This window comes from Polaribacter gangjinensis, assembly GCF_038024125.1.
Classification (GTDB): domain Bacteria; phylum Bacteroidota; class Bacteroidia; order Flavobacteriales; family Flavobacteriaceae; genus Polaribacter; species Polaribacter gangjinensis.
Genome location: NZ_CP150662.1, coordinates 1369733 through 1389967, shown reverse-complemented (window position 1 = coordinate 1389967; position 20235 = coordinate 1369733). Strand labels below are relative to the sequence as shown.

Sequence of the window (20235 nt, the reverse complement as noted above, 5' to 3'; positions counted from 1 at the left end):
CGATTTAAATCTGTTATCTTTGACAAGTTCAAAAACTTTCCAGATGAAAAATTTAAAAAAATTTTTAAAAATAAGTGGAATCGTGTTGATTCTTTTAGTGATAGTCGTTTTAATTTATGCAAATTCACTAAAACCTACCTATGATGGAAAAATTAGTATCAAAAATCTTTCTCAGGAAGTTGCTGTTCATTTTGATGAATTTGGTGTGCCTCATATCAATGCCAATAATCAAGAAGATGCCTATGTTGCTTTGGGATATTTGCATGCACAAGAGCGTTTGTGGCAGATGGAATTGATTCGCAGAATTGCTCCAGGAAGATTGTCAGAAATTTTTGGAAAAGATTTACTAAAAACAGATGTTTTTTTCAAAGGTTTAGGCATTGAAGAAGCTGCTTCAACCACGATTGCAACTTTAGATAAAAGTTCAAAAGCATATATTTTAACTCAAAAATATTTAGACGGAATCAATCAATTTATTGAAGAAGGAAGCACACCCATTGAATTTACTTTGGTAGGTGTAAAAAAAGAAAAATATACTATTAAAGATGTATATAATGTTTTTGGATACATGGCTTTTAGTTTTGCTGTGGCGCATAAAACAGATCCATTATTAACAGAGATCAAAGAGAAATTGGGTGATGCGTATTTGAATGAATTGATGAATTCTTATAATGAGAATTTGACTATTATTCCAACAGAAATCAATCCTATCAAAGCCAATTTATCAGTTGCTGTGAATGACATTATGAAAACCTTACCAGTATCTACATTTATTGGAAGTAATTCTTGGGTTATTGGCGCTGAAAAGACAAAAAATGGCAAAGTTATTTTTGCAAACGATCCTCATATTGGTTTTTCTCAACCCTCAGTTTGGTATCAAAATCACATCAAAACTCCTGATTTTGAAATATATGGTTTCAATATTGCGTTGATGCCTTTTCCTTTATTAGGTCATAATAAAAAGTTGGCTTATGGTTTAACGATGTTAGCAAATGACGATTTGAATTTTTACACAGAAGAAAATAATCCGAAAAATGATAATGAATACAAAACTCCAATTGGATTTCAAAAATATAAATTGCGTACAAAAACCATTAAAATTAAAGACAATCCTGATACTACTTTTGTAGTAAAAGTTAGCAAACATGGCCCAATTATGAATGGTTTGGTTGAACATATTCAGGATGAAAAACCCATTGCCATGTATTGGTTGTACACACAATTGGAAAACAAAACCTTGGATGTTGCTTATGGAATGAGTCACTCAAAATCCTTATCAGAATTTAAAAATGCGGCTGAAAAAATTCACGCTCCAGGTTTGAATGTGATGTATAGTGATGCAGACAATAATATTGCGTGGTTTGCTTCTGCAAAATTGTATCAATTGCGCGAAGGTTTGTCATCAAAAATGTATTTGAATGGTGCTTCTGGCGAAGATGAAATTTTAGAAATTTTACCTTTTGAAGAAAATCCGCAAGCCATCAATCCAAGTCAACATTTTGTGTTTTCTGCGAATAATCAACCAGATTCTGTTCGTGGAAAATTGTATCCTGGATACTATCAGCCAGAAGATAGAGCCAAAAGAATTGTGAGTTTGTTGAAAGATAAAAATGATTTTACCAAGCAAGATGTTGCCAAAATGTTGTTTGATGTTACTTCATCAACAACACCAGAAATCAGTAAATATTTACTTAAAAACATCAACAAATCTAACTTGTCAATTGCTGAAAAAACTGCTTTTTCAATTTTAGAAAAATGGGATGGAAATCATTTAAAAAATGCTGTTGCGCCAACCATTTACAATCGATTTTTGTATGAGTTTTTAGCGGCAACTTACCAAGATGAATTGGGTGAAAGCTTTGAATTATTTTTAAATTCACAATTGCAAGATCAAGTGTTGGTATCGCAAATTAATCATGAAAATTCGGTTTGGTGGGATGATATTACCACGAAAAATATTAAAGAAACACGATCAATAATCATAGAAGAATCATTTAAAAATGCGATTTCATTTTTAGAAAATCAATTGGGTAAAAATGTAGAAAGTTGGAAATGGGAACGTGTTATTTCAGTAGAACATGAGCATCCAATTGGAAAAGCAGGAGGTATGTTGCGAAAACTATTCAATGTAGGTCCATTTCAAACAATTGGAGGAAATGAGGTTATCAACAATCAAATTTTTAAATTGGATAGCACAGGAATTTACAAAATCACAGCAGGTCCTTCAACAAGAAGAGTGATTGATTTTTCGGATATTGAGAATAGTTTGTCGATTTTACCAACAGGACAATCAGGAAATTTATTCAGCAAACATTACAAAGACCAAGCTGAAAAATACTTGAATGGAGCGTTTATCAAAATGGCTTTAAATGCGGAAGAAATCAAAAAAATGAAAAATGTGTTGATTTTGGTTCCTGAAAAATAGCAAATTTTTAATTTAAACTTGTTTATAAACTTCCTCAAAAGGAATTCGAAAACGTTCTCCGTAAACACCTTCAGGTTTTCTGATGCCGCAAGAAACAATCATATTTATTTCTGCGCCAAAAGGCAAGCCCAACAATTTTTTTACACGCAAGGTATCAGAACCCTCCATTGGACACGTGTCATAACCTGCTGCTGCCATAGAAAGCATAAAGGTTTGTGCTGCCAAACCACAAGTTTTGTGTGCCACAATGCGCATATCACTATTGCGAACTTCTCTGTAAATTGGTCTAAAAATTCCAACAAGTGAAAAAAGTAAAAACTTTAAATACCCGAAAATTCCTAAAAAATCAGCATAGGTAAATGGAATCAGTTTTCCATAATAATTTCTGGCAACTTTTTCTCTTTTAGATTGTTCAGATTTTGGTTTATTCGCTCCAAAATTTTGATCCATAAAAGACAAATTTGCTTTTGCTCTTTTTTTCCATAAATCTTTTCTAGTGACAAAAACTACTAATTGTTGTGCTGTTCTAGCAGCATTTTGGTTGAAACAAAACGGAGCAATTTGTGCAATAACGTCTTTAGAAGTGATGTGATAAAATTCCCACAATTGCATATTGCTACTATTTGGTGCCAAAGAAGCTTGTTCAATGCATTTTTTCACAACTAAAGTATCAATCGTTTTTTCAGCATCATACACACGTACAGATCGTCTGAAATGTATGGCTTCAGAAACCGTTTTTTCTTGATTCATTTTTGATATATTGATTATTCAGTATTTTTATTTTTTATTTCTAAAAATATAAATTTCTTAATTCTTTTATTCATCACCCAAAACCATAAAGGAGGAAAAAGTGATAATAACATCATTCCTGGATAACCTGTTGGCATTTGCGGACTTTCTGGCAAGCTTTTCAATAACTGATAATGTTTGCTGCCATTGTAATGATGGTCTGAATGACGTGATAAATTGAACAACAACACTTGTCCAACTTGATGATTTGAATTCCAAGAGTGATTTCTTTTTACTTTTTCATATCGCCCAAATTCGTTTTTGTTCCGCAACAAACCATAATGTTCAATATAATTTACGGTTTCTAACATGATGATGCCAGAAACTGCAGCAGCAATAAAACATAGCAACACGAATTTTCCGAAGAAAAAGAAAATGAAACTCAATAATAAAATATTGCAAATAGTATAGATAAGCATTCTATTTTGATAGTGAAACCAAGAACGATTTTCTTCACGCATTCTCTTATTTTCTAATTTCCAAGCTTCTACATAACTCGAAAAATGAGAACGAATCCAAAAAAGGTATAAAATTTCATTTTTTCTTGCTGTTGCAGCGTCTTCAGGAGTTGCCACATTGTAATGATGACCTCCATTATGATAAGGCAAAAAATGCGTATTGAGCGATGTTAACAATAAAATTTCGCCAATAAATTCGTCAAAACGATTGTTTCTATGACCCAATTCGTGACCAACATTAATACCAATTACACCACACATAATTCCCATGGCAAAAATTCTTCCAGCCAATTCCGAATTTGAAAGTGGCTCTTGAATGATATAAAAAAAGAAAATTAAAAAACCAATTTGAATTGGTAAAGTGAGGTATAAAAGATAGGTATATAACTTATTTTCTTTTTCTGCTTGCTCTTCTTCAACAGAAAAATTTGACGTATTTGGTTTGATAAAAAACTCCAAAAGCGGTACAAATCCAAAGAAAATAATGGCAGGTAAATGTGTTAACCAACCTTTGTTTGTGAAAGAAACCCACACAACAATGGGCAAAATAAGTATCGAAAAATATTTTAATGCTTTCATATCCCAAAAAATGATTCTAAAGATACTGATTAGTTGCATTCGTTCCAAATAACATCATTTGGAGTTGGAGCTATAATACTTATAAGTTCTTTAGATACAGGATGTTGAAACTCAATTTTACGGGCATGCAAATGAATACTTGCATCTTTATTGGATCTTGGAAAACCATATTTTAAATCACCTTTTATCGGAAATCCAATAGCCGATAATTGCGAACGAATTTGGTGATGTCTGCCAGTTTCCAAATCAATTTCTAACAAGGAATAATTGTCTAATTTTTTTAACAATTGATAATGTAATACTGCTTTTTTGGAATCTTTTATTTCGTGATTGTAAACAGCAGATTTATTGTTTGTTGGATTCTTTTTCAAGAAATTGATAAGTGTGTCTTTCTCTTTTTCTGGATGATTTTTTACAACAGCCCAATAGGTTTTTTGTATTTTTTTATCTCGTAACATTTTGTTCAATCGTTCCAAAGATTTGGAAGTTTTAGCGAAAATAATCACTCCAGATGTTGGTCTGTCTAAACGATGTACAACTCCCAAAAATACATTTCCTTTTTTTTGATATTTATCTTTCAGATATTCTTTCACAACATCACTCAAAGGAATATCGCCAGTTTTATCACCTTGTGTGATATCTCCTGCACGTTTATTGACAATGATGATATGATTGTCTTCAAAAAGAACCTGTAAATTATCTTTGGTTGATTGCATTTTAATTTAGTTGGAATCTTTCTCCATGTTTTTATTGATGTTGTCAATAAAATCTAAAAATTCTTTTCTCCCGAAACCAGTTTCTGATGAGGTAATGAATGAAGTTGGTAAAGGTTCCCAAAAATTCAGCAATTCTTTTTTATAAGATGTTAACTGTTTTTCCAATTGATTGGCACTTAACTTATCAGATTTTGTAAAAACAATGCAAAAAGGCAATTGATTTTCGCCCAAAAATTGCATGAATTCCAAATCGATTTTTTGAGGATTATGTCTAGAATCAATCAGTACAAAAGTGCAAACCAATTGTTCTCTTTCTTTGAAATAATTTTCAATAAAATACTGAAAAATAGTACGCTTTTTTTTAGAAGTTTGAGCGTAACCATAACCAGGTAAATCAACCAAAAACCATTCATCATTGATTTTAAAATGGTTGATTAATTGCGTTTTTCCTGGTTTTCCAGATGTTTTTGCCAAGTCTTTACGTTCCATCAACATATTAATTAATGATGATTTTCCAACATTTGATCTTCCAATGAATGCATATTCAGGAATTCGTTCTTTGGGAGCATTGATTACATTACTGTTGCTCATCACAAATTCGGCAGATTTTATTTTCAAAACGGTACGTTTTAGATTCCTTTTTTAAAAAGAAAAAGGTGTTATATTTTTTTAGAAATCAACCAATTATGAAGAAATTTGTTGAACTCTTCAGGTTTTTCCATCATGGCAGCATGACCACATTCATCAATCCAAAACAGCTCAGCATCAGGTAACAATTTTTGAAAATCAATCGCAACTTCAGGTGGAGTTACAGTGTCTTGTTTTCCCCAAATAATGCAAGTTGGTTGTTTCATTTCAGGTAAATCGTTTGCCATATTATGGCGAATGGCGCTTTTGGCAATTGCCAAAGTTTTTAAAACCGTGTTTCTGTTATTTACAATGGCATAAACGCCATCAACAATTTCTTTGGTTGCAACCTCAGGATTGTAGAAAACAGCTCTCGCTTTTTGCTCAATATATTCGTAATTTCCTCTTTTTGGGAAACTATCTCCCATTGCTTTTTCGTACAAACCAGAACTTCCTGTAAGCACTAAAGCACTCACTTTTCCTTTGTAATGTTTTGTAAAATATAGTGCAATATGACCACCTAACGAATTTCCTAATAAAATTGCTTTATCAATTTTTTTATGAGCTAAAAAATCTTTCAAAAACAATGCTAAATTTTTCACATTAGTCTTTAAAAGCGGCAATGAGTATAAAGGTAATTCAGGTATCAAAACTTTGTAACCATTGTTAGAAAAGTAATTAAAAGTAGCTTCAAAATTACTTAAAGCACCCATTAATCCATGTAAAACAATGATTGCAGGTCCTTCTCCAGCTTCTGCATATGTAAACTTTCCTTCAGTTTTTAACTTGTCAGTCATTGAGTTTTGTTTGGTTTCACTTTTCGCAAATGTAGGTTTTTTTTATTACATAGAAATTCTTTTTGCATTAAGTGAAACAAGGTTTTTAACAGGGTAAAAATACCCCAAAATAAAGGGAATTTTAATTATTTATTAACAATGTGGTAAAAAGTGGTAAAAAGTGGTAAAATTTATATATTTTTGATGTTAAATTATTTTTTACGTGATACATCTCATTGGAACATACGAATGCAAAGCAGACACCAAAGGAAGGGTGATGTTTTCGGCTGCTTTTAAAAAGCAGTTATCGCCTGTTTTTGAGGAAGGTTTTGTAGTAAAAAGAGCCGTTTTTCAACCTTGTTTGGAACTCTATCCAATGAAAGAGTGGAATTTGATGATGGAAAAAATCAACAAATTGAATCGATTCAACAAGAAAAATAATGACTTTATAAGAAGATTTACAGCAGGTGTAAAAATCGTAGAAGCAGATGCTTTAGGAAGAATACTAATTCCAAAAGAATTATGCGATTTCGCTAAGATAGACAAGGAAGTTGTAATGGCTTCATCTGTAAATATTATTGAGATTTGGGATAAAACGAATTATGAAAAAGCCATTGACGAAGCAGCTAATGATTTTGCTGATTTAGCTGAAGAAGTAATGGGAAATACCAATGCAGATGAGTTATCATAATCCAGTTTTATTACACGAAAGCGTTCAAGCGCTGTCAATCAAAAAAGATGGCATTTATGTGGATGTTACTTTTGGTGGAGGTGGACATTCAAGAGAGATTTTAAATCATTTGGGCGAAAAAGGAAAATTAGTTGCTTTTGATCAGGATGCAGATGCATTGCAAAATAAGATTGATGATGAACGATTTGTGTTGATTCCAGAAAATTTCAGATTCATTTCGCGCTATTTACGTTTTTACGGAATCAAAAAAGTAGATGGAATTTTAGCTGATTTGGGCGTCTCTTCTCATCAATTTGATGAAGCTTCAAGAGGTTTTTCAACACGTTTTGATGGAGATTTAGATATGAGAATGAATCAAAAATCGAAAATTTCTGCCAAACATATCATCAATAAATATTCTGAAGAAAAACTTTCTGAAATATTGTTTTTGTATGGCGAATTAAGAAATGCAAAAAGCATTGCAAAAACCATTGTTGAAGAGCGAGAAAAAGAAAAAATTGATACGAGTTTTCAACTAAAAAAAGTGTTGGAAAAGTATTTGCCAAAAGCAAAAGAACACAAAATATTGGCGCAAATCTATCAAGCTTTTCGAATTGAAGTGAATGAAGAATTGGAAGCTTTGAAAGAATTTTTAAGTCAAACTCCCAATTTATTAAATGAAAATGGACGATTAAGTATCATTTCATACCATTCTTTAGAAGATAGATTGGTAAAGAGATTTATCAATTCAGGAATGTTTTCTGGAGAATTGGAAAAAGACATATTTGGCAATACAAATGAGCCTTTAAAAAAAGTTGGAAAATTAATTGTGCCATCAAACGCGGAAATTAAACAAAATAATAGAGCTAGAAGTGCAAAATTGAGAATTGCAACTTTGAAAAAGTAAGATATGGAAACAAAAAGAAAAAATATTTACGATTTTCTTCGTGGAAGTTTTTTAACGGATGAATCCTCATTTAATAACTGGCGCATCATCATTTTTGTGGTTGTGTTGTTGTTAATCATGATTTCAAGTGCGCATAATATTGATAGAAAAGGTGTTAAAATTTCTGAATTAAATAAAAAGAAACGAGAATTAAGAGCTGAACATATTGATATTGGGACCATTTTAATGCGAACCAAAATGGAATCAACCATCAGAGAAAAAGCCTTAAAAATTGGGTTAAAACCATCAGAAACACCACCTAAAATAATTAAAGTAACTCAAAAAAAATAATACACCTTGGCAACTCATAAAAAAAATATTATACAAAAAGTTCTTTGGATAGGAGCCTTTATGACTATTTTTTTTATTGCAATAGTGATTCAACTTATTGATATTCAATATTTTCAGGCGAAAAAATACAAAGCTTTAGCAACCGAACTTACGATTAGACAAGATACTGTTTTTGCTAATAAAGGAAATGTGTATGCTGCTGACGGAAATTTATTGGCAACCTCCATGTCAAAATTTACTATTAGAATGGATGTTGTTGCAGTTGATGATAAAGATTTCAGTGAAAATGTTGATGATTTGGCAAAAGAATTATCGAAAATGTTGGGTAAGCCTGCCTCGTTTTATTTATCAAAATTAAAATACGCTAAAAAAACCAACAACCGATATTTATTACTTGCCAGAAATGTTGGATATACAGATTATCTAAAAATGAAAGAATTTCCAATCTTTAAATTGGGAGTTTATAAAGGTGGTTTTATAGCTGAACACAAAACAGTGCGTGCACATCCAATTGGAAAAATTGCAGAAAGAACCATTGGTTATGATGATTTTAGAGGAGAATCAGGTATTGAAGGTGCTTTTGCAGATTATATGCAGGGTGAAAATGGTTTGCGTTGGAAACAAAAAATTGCCAAAAATCAATGGAAACCAATTTCTGATGTCAATGAAAAAGAACCAATTGATGGTCATGATATCATCACAACAATTGATGTAAATATTCAAGATATTACACATCATGCATTGTTGCGTCAACTAGAATATTTCAATGCAGAGCATGGTTGTGCAGTCGTTATGGAAACCAAAACTGGCGAAATCAAAGCTATTTCAAATTTAGGAAGATCTGATGTAGGTACTTATTTTGAAAAAAGGAATTATGCCATTTGGGAAAGTCACGAACCTGGTTCTACGTTTAAATTGGCGAGTTTGATGGTTGCTTTAGAGGATAAAGCAATTGACACTTCAACAGTTGTTGATACTGATGGCGGAATTATGTTTATTCACGGTTCAAAGGTAGAAGATTCTAGAAAAGGCGGATATGGAAAAATTTCTGCTGCAAGAGTTTTTGAAGTTTCATCCAATGTTGGAATTGTAAAATTGATTAGACAGCATTATGATGATAATCCTCAAAAATTTTACGAAAAAATAAAAAAATTCGGTTTTACAAAACCTATTGGATTTCAAATTAAAGGTGAGGGAATACCTTACATTCCAAATCCAAAAGATAAAAATCGTTGGAATAAAATTTCATTAGAATGGATGTCTTGGGGATATGGAATTTCGGTTACTCCTATGCAAACCTTAATGTTTTATAATGCAGTTGCCAATGATGGAGTGATGGTAAAACCTCGTTTTGTAAAAGAGTTGCGAAAACAAGACAAAACAGTAAAAACTTTTAAAACGGAGGTTGTAAACCCAAAAATTGCTTCAGATGAAACGTTAAGAAAAGTTAGAAAAGTAATGGAAAATGTAGTGATTAAAGGTACTGCTACAAACATTTACTCACCCAATTTTTCTATGGCAGGTAAGACAGGAACTGCAAAAAAATATGTGGCTGCACATATCAATGAACTAGGAGAAAGAATTCCAGGTCAATATTCTAGTGAACGATATGCAGCATCATTTGTTGGCTTTTTTCCGGCTGATAATCCAAAATATACCTGTATTGTAATTGTTCATGACCCTGAAAAAAGAAAGGGATATTATGGCTCTACAGTTGCTGGACCAATTTTTAAAGAAATCGCTCAAAAAATTTACACATCAACACCCATCGATTTTCAATCTGTTGATGATTCAGTACAATTTGCATCCATTGAAAACGATTTTAAAAATTACGAAAAATTACTTCAAAATGGGCAAGATTCTATCCCTAATGTAATTGGTATGCCTGGAATGGACGCAGTTTCATTATTGGAAAATAAAGGATATAAAGTAAAAGTTTCTGGCATTGGGAAAGTGAAAAATCAATCTTTTTCAAAAGATAATAAATCAGCAAAAGAGGGTACTATCATTTTAAAATTATTATAGTTGAAAAATTTAAAAGACATATTATACAAAGTTGCTATCCAAGAAGTTTTTGGAGTTACTGATTTGTCTATAAATCAGCTAGTTTTTGATTCGAGAAATGTATCAAAAAATGATGTTTTTATTGCAGTCAAAGGTGTCTCTGTAGATGGACATTTATACATTGATAAAGCAATTTCATTGGGTGCAATTGCCATTATTTGTGAGGAAATTCCCGCTGATAAAAGAGAAAATATTAGCTATATAAAAGTGGCTGATTCTCAAGTTGCATTAGCGATTATGGCAGCGAATTTTTATGAAAATCCTTCTTCAAAATTATCATTGGTTGGGGTAACTGGTACCAATGGAAAAACCACAATTGCATCACTTTTATATCAATTATTTAAAAAAGCTGGCTATAAAGTTGGATTGATTTCAACAGTAAAAATTTTGGTTGATGATACTGAATTCAAAGCTACACACACCACTCCAGATTCGTTGACCATCAATTATTATTTAGATATGATGATTGAAAATGCTGTTGAATATTGTTTTATGGAAGTGAGTTCGCATGGGATTCATCAAAAAAGAACTGAAGGTTTAGTATTTGCTGGTGGTATATTTTCAAATCTTTCTCACGATCATTTAGATTATCACAAAACTTTTGCAGCGTACAGAAATGTAAAAAAATCATTTTTCGATAATTTACCATCAACCGCTTTTGCTTTGACAAATCTTGATGATAAAAATGGGTTGGTAATGCTGCAAAATACCAAAGCAACCAAAAAAACATATGCTTTAAAAACCATGGCCGATTTTAAAGCAAAAATTTTAGAAAAGCAATTTTCTGGAACACTTATTACCATCAATGGAACTGAAGTTTGGACAAAATTAATTGGCGAATTCAATGTCTATAATTTGTTAGCAATTGCTGCAACAGCTGAATTATTAGGGCTAGAAAAAATAAAAACTCTTACGATTTTAAGTCAATTAGAAAGTGTAAGTGGCCGTTTTCAGTATGTAGTTTCCTCAAATGGAGTGATTGCAATTGTTGATTATGCTCATACTCCAGATGCGCTAAAAAATGTGTTAGAAACTATTAATGATATTAGAACTGGAAACGAAAAAGTAATTACTGTTGTAGGATGTGGAGGAGATAGAGATGCAACAAAAAGACCAAAAATGGCGCACATTGCATCACAATTAAGTAGCCAAGCGATTTTCACTGCAGACAATCCTCGTAGCGAGAATCCTCAAACAATTATTGATGAAATGGAAACAGGAGTTGCTCCTGAAAACTATAAAAAAACACTGTCAATTTTAGACAGAAAACAAGCTATCAAAACCGCTTGTAAATTATCATCACAAGGAGATATAATTTTGATTGCTGGAAAAGGACATGAAAATTATCAAGAAATTAACGGAATTCGAATGCATTTTGATGATTTGGAAGAAGTAACCAATTGTTTTAATCAACTAAAAATGAACTAATATGCTGTATTATTTTTTCCAATATTTAGATAGTCAATTCAATATTCCTGGAGCAGGAGTGTTTCAATTCATAACTTTTAGAGCTGCAGCAGCTTTCATTTTATCATTATTGATATCTGCCATTTATGGAAAAAGAATCATCAATTTTTTAAGAAAACAACAAGTTGGTGAAACCATTAGAGATTTAGGTTTAGAAGGTCAGCAACAAAAATCAGGAACGCCAACAATGGGAGGAATCATCATCATTTTGGCAACATTAATTCCTGCAATTTTATTGGCAAAATTGGATAATATTTATGTGATTCTATTGCTAGTAACCACACTTTGGATGGGTTTTATAGGATTTTTAGATGATTATATCAAGGTATTTAAGAAGAATAAAGAAGGATTAAAAGGAAAATTCAAAGTTTTAGGACAAATAGGTTTGGGGCTTTTTGTGGGTTCTATGTTATATTTTAATGACAATATTACCATCAAAGAAAAATTACCCATTTCACAGCAAATTGAAGATGAAAATGGAAAAAGAATTGTTTTTGGTGACGCACATAAATCAATAAAAACAACGTTGCCATTTCTTAAAAATAATGAATTAGATTATGCGAAAGCATTAAGTTTTTTGGGAGATGGTTTTGAAAAATATGGTTGGATAATTTTCATTTTCGTAACTGTTTTTATTGTAACAGGAATTTCAAACGGAGCAAATTTAACAGACGGAATTGATGGTTTGGCTGCAGGTTCATCAGCCATTATTGTGGTCACTTTGGCAGTTTTTGCATGGGTTTCTGGTAATATCATTTTCGCTGATTATTTAGATGTGATGTACATTCCAAATTCAGGAGAAATGACAGTTTTCATCCTTGCTTTTGCAGGAGCTTTGATTGGTTTTCTTTGGTATAATACCTACCCAGCTCAGGTTTTTATGGGCGATACAGGAAGTTTAACAATTGGAGGGATCATTGCTGTAATTGCGATTGCTGTTCGTAAAGAATTATTACTTCCGGTTTTAGCAGGCATTTTTGTGATTGAAAATCTCTCTGTGATTTTACAAGTTTCTTGGTTTAAATACACCAAGAAAAAGTTTGGCGAAGGAAGACGCATTTTTAAAATGTCGCCTTTACATCATCATTATCAAAAGTTGCAATATCACGAAAGTAAGATTGTAGTTCGCTTTTGGATTGTAGGGATTTTATTAGCCGTTTTTTCAATTGTAACATTAAAATTGAGATAAAGCCCACCCTAACCCTCTCAGAGGGAAGGGATAAATTGAAAAAAATATAAGTTTTTATAAAGAAGTTAAATAATGAATCAAGATACAAACAATAAGAACGAATTCTCCCCTTTGGGGGAAAGGGGGCTTTTGGTTGTTTTAGGTGGAGGAGAAAGTGGCGTAGGAACTGCCATTTTAGGAAAGCAAAAAGGCTTTGATGTCTTTGTATCTGACAGCAAACAAATTGTCGAAAAATACAAACAAGTTCTTTTACATCATGAAATAAATTTTGAGGAAAATCAACATACAGAAAATCTGATTTTTAGGGCTAATGTGGTTATGAAGAGTCCTGGAATTCCTGAAAAAGCACCTATTGTAAAAAAACTATTGGAATTGAAAATCCCTGTGATTTCTGAAATTGAATTTGCAGGTCAATTTACAAATGCCACTATTGTAGGAATAACAGGTTCAAACGGAAAAACAACAACAACCTTATTAACGCATCATATTTTGAAAAGTGCAGGATTGAATGTTGGAATGGGAGGCAATATTGGAAAAAGTTTTGCGCAATTAGTTGCTGAAGAAAGTTATGAAAATTTTGTTTTAGAATTGAGTAGTTTTCAGTTGGATGGCATTGAAAAATTTAACAGTCATATTGCTATTATAACCAATATTACGCCTGATCATTTAGACAGATATGACTATGATTTTAATAAGTATATCGCTTCAAAATTTAGGATTACAAAAAATCAAACAGAAAATGATTATTTGATTTATGATGCAGATAACGAAGCCATTAATAATTGGCTTCAAACGAATACAACAAAAGCAACCTTAGTTCCATTTTCTATAGAAAAAGAACTCGAATTTGGAGCGTTTTTAAAAGATAATACACTAACAATCAACATACAAAAAGAAATATTTACTATGCCATTATCAGGGTTAACATTAAAAGGAAAACACAATACTAAAAATGCGATGGCTGCAACTTTAGCAGCACAATTACTGAAAGTTAGAAAAGATTTTATTAAAGAAAGTTTAGAAAATTTTGAGGGTGCTGAACATCGTTTAGAATTTGTGGCAAAAATCAATGGAGTTGAGTTTATCAATGACTCTAAAGCTACAAATGTCAATGCTACTTTTTATGCCTTAGAATGTATGGACAATACTACAGTTTGGATTGTTGGTGGTGTTGATAAAGGAAATGATTACACAGATTTGTTGCCTTTAGTTCGTGAAAAAGTAAAAGCAATAGTTTGTTTGGGGATTGATAATGAAAAAATTAAAGACACTTTTGGAAGTGTGGTAGACATCATTGTAGAAACTCTTGGTGCTGAAGAAGCAGTGAAAGTTGCTCAAAAATTATCAGAAAAAGGTGATGTTGTTTTGTTGTCTCCTGCTTGTGCAAGTTTTGATTTGTTTGAAAACTACGAAGACAGAGGGCGTCAGTTTAAAAATGCAGTGAAAAACCTATAAATAAATTAATTAAAAATAAATAATTTTCACTAAACAGTAAAAATTGAAGACTATTTTAAAACACATACAAGGAGATAGAGCTATTTGGGCTATTGTTGCAGTTTTAGCAATTTGTTCATTTATGCCTGTATACAGCGCAAGTACAAACTTGGTGTATGTTGTTGGTACTGGTGGCTCTACTTTTGGATATTTACTCAAACACATGATGTTATTGCTTATGGGTTTTGCCATCATTTATGGGGTGCATAAAATTCCTTATCGATATTTTTCAGGAGGATCTTTGCTGATGTTGCCAATTGTAATTGTATTGTTAATTTTTACGTTATCACAAGGAACTACGATTGGTGGTGCCAATGCAAGTAGATGGATTCGAATTCCATTTGTTGGTATTGGTTTTCAAACATCTACTTTAGCAGGTTTGGTTTTGATGGTGTATGTTGCAAGGTATTTAGCGAAAAATAAAGAAAAAGTAATCAGTTTAAAAGAGAGTTTATTAACACTTTGGTTGCCAATTGCAGTTGTTTTAATGCTCATTTTACCTGCAAATTTTTCTACTACAGCCATCATTTTTGTGATGATTTTAATGCTTTGTTTTGTAGGGGGTTATCCAACAAAACATCTTGGATTAATTCTAGGAATTGGAGTGATAGCATTGGTATTTTTTATTTTGATAGCCAAAGCTTTTCCTGATGCAATGCCTAATAGAGTTCAAACTTGGCAAAGTAGAATTGAAAATTTTTCAGATGAAGATGGTAAAGATGCTTATCAAGTAGAAAAAGCGAAAATTGCCATTGCAACAGGAGGTTTAGTTGGAGTTGGACCTGGAAAAAGTGTGCAAAAAAACTTTTTACCGCAATCAACTTCCGATTTTATCTTTGCTATTATTGCTGAAGAATATGGATTAATAGGCAGTGTTTTTATCCTGTTTATTTACTTTTTGTTACTATTCCGAATTTTTATTGTGGTCAAAAAAACCAAAACCATTTTTGGTTCCTTATTGGTTGTTGGAGTTGGAATTCCTATAATTTTTCAAGCTTGTATCAACATGGCAGTTGCCACCAATTTATTTCCAGTTACAGGACAAACTTTGCCGTTAATTAGTAGTGGAGGAACATCAATTTGGATGACTTGTTTTGCACTTGGAATGATTTTAAGTGTAAGTGCATCAAAAGAAGAAACAGAAGAAGATATTTTAGAAGATAACCCTTTAGATATTTTGCATGAAACCGTATAATATTTTAATTTCTGGAGGCGGAACAGGAGGTCACATTTATCCTGCAATTGCGATTGCAAACGAAATAAAAGTGCGTTTTCCTGATGCTAAATTTCTGTTTGTTGGCGCAAAAGACAAAATGGAAATGGAAAAAATTCCACAAGCAGGATATGAAATTAAAGGTTTGTGGATTTCTGGAATTCAACGTAAACAATTGGCAACCAACCTTTCTTTTCCGTTTAAAATGATGAGTAGTTTGTGGCGTGCAAAACGAATTATTGATACGTTTAAACCAGATATTGCAATTGGAACTGGAGGTTTTGCAAGTGGGCCAACATTAATTATGGCAAACAGAAAAGGAATTCCAACGTTGATTCAAGAACAGAATTCATTTCCTGGAATTACCAATAAATATTTAGCAAAAAAAGCCACTAAAATTTGTGTGGCTTATGACAATTTAGAACGTTTTTTTCCTGCATCAAAAATGATAAAAACAGGAAATCCAGTGCGTCAAGATTTGTTGAATATTCATACAAAAGTTAAGGAATCTCAAGATTTTTTCCAACTAGACAAATCAAAAAAAACAATTCTGATTTTAGGAGGAAGTTTGGGAGCCAAAAAAATAAATCAACTAATTGAAAACAATTTAACTTTCTTTAAAAATCAAGAAGTTCAATTGATTTGGCAATGTGGCAAATTGTATTTTGAAGAATACAAAAAGTACAATTCTCAAGAAAATGTGCAAGTTCATCAATTCATCAACAGAATGGATTTAGCATATGCAGCTGCAAATATCATTATTTCTAGAGCAGGTGCAAGTTCAGTTTCTGAATTGTGTATTGTAGGCAAACCTGTCATTTTTATTCCTTCACCCAATGTTGCTGAAGATCATCAAACCAAAAATGCGAAAGCAATTGTGGATAAACATGGTGCAATTTTGTTGAAAGAAGAAGAATTAGATACGTTTCCGATTGTTTTTGAAACGCTTATAAAAGATAAAGGAAAACAAGAACATTTGTCTGAAAATATCAAAGAATTGGCATTGCCAAAAGCAACAACTGATATCGTAAACGAAATAGAAAAATTATTAGAAAAGTGAATTTAAATAGCATACATAACGTTTATTTTGTCGGAATTGGAGGCATTGGAATGAGTGCCATTGCTAGATATTTTGTATCGTTAGGAAAAAATGTTGCTGGTTATGACAAAACGCCTTCTCAAATTACGGACGATTTAAGTGATTTAGGTGTTCAAATTCATTTTGACGATGATATCAAAAACATTCCGATTTCTTTTTTAAATACAGAGAAAACCTTGGTGATTTTTACGCCAGCAATTCCGAAAAATCATTCAGAGTTGATATATTTTAAAGAAAATAATTTCAACATTTTGAAAAGAGCTCAGGTTTTAGGAATGATTTCAAAAAATACATTTTGCTTGGCTGTTGCAGGAACTCATGGAAAAACAACCACTTCTGCAATTTTAGGGCATATCATGACAAGGGTAAATGCAACTTCATTTTTAGGTGGAATTTCAGAAAATTACAATTCGAATTTATTTTTGGGTGAAGACAAAATTTGTGTAGTTGAAGCAGACGAATTTGACAGATCTTTTTTGCAATTGTATCCAAATATTGCTTGTGTAACTTCTATGGATGCTGATCATTTGGATATTTACAAAGAAGCTTCTGCTTTAGAAGAATCGTTTGTAGCATTTTCTCAACAAGTTTCTGAAACCTTGATTGTTGCAAAAGGATTGCCTTTAAAAGGATTGACATATGCTATTAATGAAACCGCAGATTATCAGGCATATAATTTAAAAATAGCAAGTGGCAAATATATTTTTGATGTAAAAACACCTGTTTCAGAAATCAAAAATATTGAATTTCATTTGCCAGGAAAACACAATGTCATGAATGCTTTAGCAGCTTTGGCAATGGCGGATTCTTATGGAATTTCTTTGGAAGAAATCAAACAAAGTTTGGCAAATTTTAAAGGAGTTAAAAGAAGATTTACTTACAAAATTAAAACCAACGATTTTGTATTGATTGATGATTATGCACATCATCCAACAGAAATTTCAGCAGTGCAAAATGCCATCAGAGAAATGTATCCAACTGAAAAAGTGTTGGTCGTTTTTCAACCGCATTTATTTTCAAGAACACAAGATTTTGTGGATGATTTTGCGAGTGCACTTTCAAAATTTGATGAAGTGTTGTTGTTGAATATTTATCCAGCAAGAGAATTGCCAATTCCGGGTGTAACAGGAGAGTGGTTGTTAGGTAAAATTAACAATTCACATAAAAAAATGACTCAAAAAGAGACACTTTTAAAAGATATTCAACAATCGTCAGCAAAAGTTGTAGCGATGTTAGGTGCTGGAGATATTGGCGTAATGATTTCTGAAATTACAAGTCAACTTTTAAAAAAGAATCAACATGAAGTTTAAAAAAATTTTAAAATACATCTTGTTCTTTTGCTTGTTGATAAGTGTAGGGTTTTTGTACAGTTTTTCAGCTGCTAGAAATCACCGAAAGAAAGTATCAAAAATTGACATCAAAATAGAGTCAGGAATTAGTAAGTTTTTAAATCATTCAATGGTTAATAAATTGTTAATACAAAAAAATGAAACTGTAAAAAACCTACCAAAATCCGTGATAAATTTATACGGTTTAGAAAGTAACATTTCAAAAAACCCTTATGTAGAAAAGGCTGTTGTTTTTTTAACAATCCGGGGAGAGTTAAAAACAGCAGTAAAACAACGCACACCTATTGTTAGAATTATTCAAGATGATGAGGTTTACTATGTTGATAAACAAGGTGTAAAGGTTCCTTTATCAGAGAATTATTCAGCGAGAGTTTTGCTGGTTTCTGGGGTTAAAAACGATGTTGAAATGAAAGAAATAATGCCTTTAATTTCAACAATTTTAGAGGATAATTTTCTAGAAAAAGAGATTGTTGGCGTTGAAAAATTAAAGAATGGAGAGGTGCAATTGGCGGTAAGAAGTGGTGATTATAAAATCGATTTTGGAACTGTCTCTGAAATCGAATCAAAATTTAGAAAGTTAAAAGCGTTTTATAACAAAACATTTAGTGATAAAACGATTCAGAATTATAAATTAATAAATGTAAAATATCACAATCAAGTTGTGTGCACAAAATAAATCAAGATGGGAAACAATAAAATAGCTGTTGGTTTAGACATTGGTACTACCAAAATTGTTGCCATGATTGGTCGTAAAAATGAATACGGCAAAATTGAAGTTGTTGGCACTGGAAAAGCGAAAAGTTTAGGTGTTAAAAGAGGTGTTGTTAGTAATATTACACAAACCATTCAATCTATTCAGCAAGCTGTAGAAGAAGCAGAAAGTGTTTCAGGAATTACCATAGATAATGTTGTTGTAGGTATTGCAGGTCAACACATTCGTAGTTTGCAACACAGTGATTATATCACAAGAAACAATGCTGATGAGGTAATTGATGATAATGATATTGAAAATTTAGTAAACCAAGTTCACAAATTAGTGATGTTGCCTGGAGAGGAAATTATTCACGTTTTACCACAAGAATTTAAAGTAGATTCTCAACCCGATATCAAAGAGCCAAGAGGTATGTATGGTGGACGTTTAGAAGCAAATTTCCATGTGGTTGTTGGGCAAGTTTCATCCATCAGAAACATTGGAAGATGTGTAAAAAGTGCTGGTTTAGATTTGAATCAAATTACGTTAGAACCTTTAGCATCAGCATCAGCAGTGTTAAGTCAAGAAGAAAAAGAAGCAGGAGTTGCATTGATTGATATTGGAGGAGGAACTACAGATTTAGCGATTTTTAAAGACGGAATTATACGTCACACAGCTGTGATTCCTTTCGGAGGAAATGTGATCACAGATGATATTAAAGAAGGATGTTCCATCATCGAAAAACAAGCAGAATTGCTAAAAATCAAGTTTGGTTCAGCTTGGCCAGGTGAAAATAAAGAAACAGAAATTGTGTCAATTCCTGGATTGAGAGGAAGAGAAGCTAAAGAAATTACGCTTAAAAACTTGTCAAAAATCATCCATGCTAGAGTTCAAGAAATCATTGAATATGTGTACACAGAAATCAAAGATTATGGTCATGAAACCCAGAAAGGAAAATTGATTGCAGGAATTGTGTTGACAGGTGGAGGTGCTCAATTAAAACATTTAAGACAATTGGTTGAGTATATCACAGGAATGGATGTAAGAATTGGATATCCAAATGAGCATTTAGCTGGTGATTCTGAAGATGCATTGTCGAGTCCAGCTTATGCAACCGCAGTTGGTTTGTTGATTGAAGGATTGAAACATGAAGAAAAAGGAGATCAATTAGTTCAGGAGCCAACACCACAAGTTGTTCCAGAAACTAAAACAATGATTAGTGAGAGAATAGAAGAATCACCAAAAGTAGAAGAAAATCCAAAGCCTAAAATGAAAACTTTCTTAGAAAAATTTACAGATCGTTTCAAAGATTTTTTAGACAATGCTGAGTAATTCACTCAAAAAACAATACAGTAAAGAAAACAAACAATAATAAAAACCCAAAAATAGATA

18 protein-coding genes are annotated in these 20235 nt (G+C 32.0%); 13 read left to right on the top strand and 5 right to left on the bottom strand.

The window, feature by feature from the left end:
- The first annotated feature begins 43 nt into the window (after window positions 1–43).
- Entirely contained in the window at window positions 44–2425 is a 2382-nt protein-coding gene (locus tag WHA43_RS06250) for a penicillin acylase family protein (protein ID WP_105046242.1), read from the top strand.
- A 12-nt stretch (window positions 2426–2437) separates the two neighbouring features.
- On the opposite strand, the gene WHA43_RS06245 is transcribed toward WHA43_RS06250, so the two are convergent.
- From WHA43_RS06245 to WHA43_RS06225, 5 genes are read right to left on the bottom strand one after another with little or no spacing between them, the layout of a single operon-like run.
- Window positions 2438–3175, bottom strand: a complete 738-nt coding sequence (locus WHA43_RS06245) for a nitroreductase family protein (RefSeq protein ID WP_105046241.1) — start codon at window positions 3173–3175, stop codon at window positions 2438–2440.
- Between the two features lie 14 nt (window positions 3176–3189).
- Entirely contained in the window at window positions 3190–4251 is a 1062-nt protein-coding gene (locus WHA43_RS06240; protein ID WP_105047309.1) for an alkane 1-monooxygenase, read from the bottom strand.
- A 29-nt stretch (window positions 4252–4280) separates the two neighbouring features.
- The gene (locus WHA43_RS06235) at window positions 4281–4967 is read right to left on the bottom strand and encodes an RluA family pseudouridine synthase (RefSeq protein ID WP_105046240.1); all 687 of its coding nucleotides are present in this window, start codon (window positions 4965–4967) and stop codon (window positions 4281–4283) included.
- Between the two features lie 6 nt (window positions 4968–4973).
- Window positions 4974–5585 (bottom strand): ribosome biogenesis GTP-binding protein YihA/YsxC, encoded by a 612-nt coding sequence (yihA, locus tag WHA43_RS06230; RefSeq protein ID WP_105046239.1) that lies wholly within the window; start codon window positions 5583–5585, stop codon window positions 4974–4976.
- Between the two features lie 41 nt (window positions 5586–5626).
- The gene (locus WHA43_RS06225; protein WP_105046238.1) at window positions 5627–6391 is read right to left on the bottom strand and encodes an alpha/beta fold hydrolase; all 765 of its coding nucleotides are present in this window, start codon (window positions 6389–6391) and stop codon (window positions 5627–5629) included.
- Between the two features lie 202 nt (window positions 6392–6593).
- On the opposite strand from WHA43_RS06225, the gene mraZ reads away from it, so the two are divergent.
- The 12 genes from mraZ (at window position 6594) to ftsA (ending at window position 20175) form a co-directional block, all read left to right on the top strand.
- The gene (mraZ, locus tag WHA43_RS06220; protein ID WP_105046237.1) at window positions 6594–7061 is read left to right on the top strand and encodes a division/cell wall cluster transcriptional repressor MraZ; all 468 of its coding nucleotides are present in this window, start codon (window positions 6594–6596) and stop codon (window positions 7059–7061) included.
- Entirely contained in the window at window positions 7048–7947 is a 900-nt protein-coding gene (rsmH, locus tag WHA43_RS06215; protein ID WP_105047308.1) for a 16S rRNA (cytosine(1402)-N(4))-methyltransferase RsmH, read from the top strand. The genes mraZ and rsmH overlap by 14 nt, the downstream gene beginning before the upstream one ends.
- A gap of 3 nt (window positions 7948–7950) precedes the next feature.
- Window positions 7951–8277, top strand: coding sequence for an FtsL-like putative cell division protein (locus WHA43_RS06210; RefSeq protein ID WP_105046236.1), 327 nt, complete (start codon window positions 7951–7953; stop codon window positions 8275–8277).
- 60 nt (window positions 8278–8337) lie between these two features.
- Window positions 8338–10302 carry a penicillin-binding transpeptidase domain-containing protein gene (locus WHA43_RS06205; RefSeq protein ID WP_105046235.1) on the top strand — a complete coding sequence of 655 codons (1965 nt, stop codon included), beginning with the start codon at window positions 8338–8340 and terminating at the stop codon, window positions 10300–10302.
- Complete coding sequence (locus WHA43_RS06200; RefSeq protein WP_105046234.1) at window positions 10303–11769, top strand: UDP-N-acetylmuramoyl-L-alanyl-D-glutamate--2,6-diaminopimelate ligase; 1467 nt, start codon at window positions 10303–10305, stop codon at window positions 11767–11769.
- A 1-nt stretch (window position 11770) separates the two neighbouring features.
- Window positions 11771–12997 (top strand): phospho-N-acetylmuramoyl-pentapeptide-transferase, encoded by a 1227-nt coding sequence (mraY, locus tag WHA43_RS06195; protein WP_105046233.1) that lies wholly within the window; start codon window positions 11771–11773, stop codon window positions 12995–12997.
- Window positions 12998–13069: 72 nt separating this feature from the next.
- A complete protein-coding gene (gene murD / locus WHA43_RS06190) occupies window positions 13070–14452 on the top strand; it encodes a UDP-N-acetylmuramoyl-L-alanine--D-glutamate ligase (protein WP_105046232.1) in 1383 nt (460 codons plus the stop codon).
- 43 nt (window positions 14453–14495) lie between these two features.
- Window positions 14496–15686, top strand: coding sequence for an FtsW/RodA/SpoVE family cell cycle protein (locus WHA43_RS06185; protein WP_105046231.1), 1191 nt, complete (start codon window positions 14496–14498; stop codon window positions 15684–15686).
- A complete protein-coding gene (gene murG / locus WHA43_RS06180) occupies window positions 15673–16764 on the top strand; it encodes an undecaprenyldiphospho-muramoylpentapeptide beta-N-acetylglucosaminyltransferase (protein ID WP_105046230.1) in 1092 nt (363 codons plus the stop codon). Before WHA43_RS06185 ends, murG begins: the two co-directional genes overlap by 14 nt.
- The gene (gene murC / locus WHA43_RS06175) at window positions 16761–18113 is read left to right on the top strand and encodes a UDP-N-acetylmuramate--L-alanine ligase (protein WP_105046229.1); all 1353 of its coding nucleotides are present in this window, start codon (window positions 16761–16763) and stop codon (window positions 18111–18113) included. The genes murG and murC overlap by 4 nt, the downstream gene beginning before the upstream one ends.
- Window positions 18114–18318: 205 nt before the next feature.
- Window positions 18319–18828 carry a cell division protein FtsQ/DivIB gene (locus WHA43_RS06170; protein ID WP_226742837.1) on the top strand — a complete coding sequence of 170 codons (510 nt, stop codon included), beginning with the start codon at window positions 18319–18321 and terminating at the stop codon, window positions 18826–18828.
- Window positions 18829–18834: 6 nt separating this feature from the next.
- Window positions 18835–20175 (top strand): cell division protein FtsA, encoded by a 1341-nt coding sequence (ftsA, locus tag WHA43_RS06165; protein ID WP_105046227.1) that lies wholly within the window; start codon window positions 18835–18837, stop codon window positions 20173–20175.
- Window positions 20176–20235: the final 60 nt, after the last annotated feature.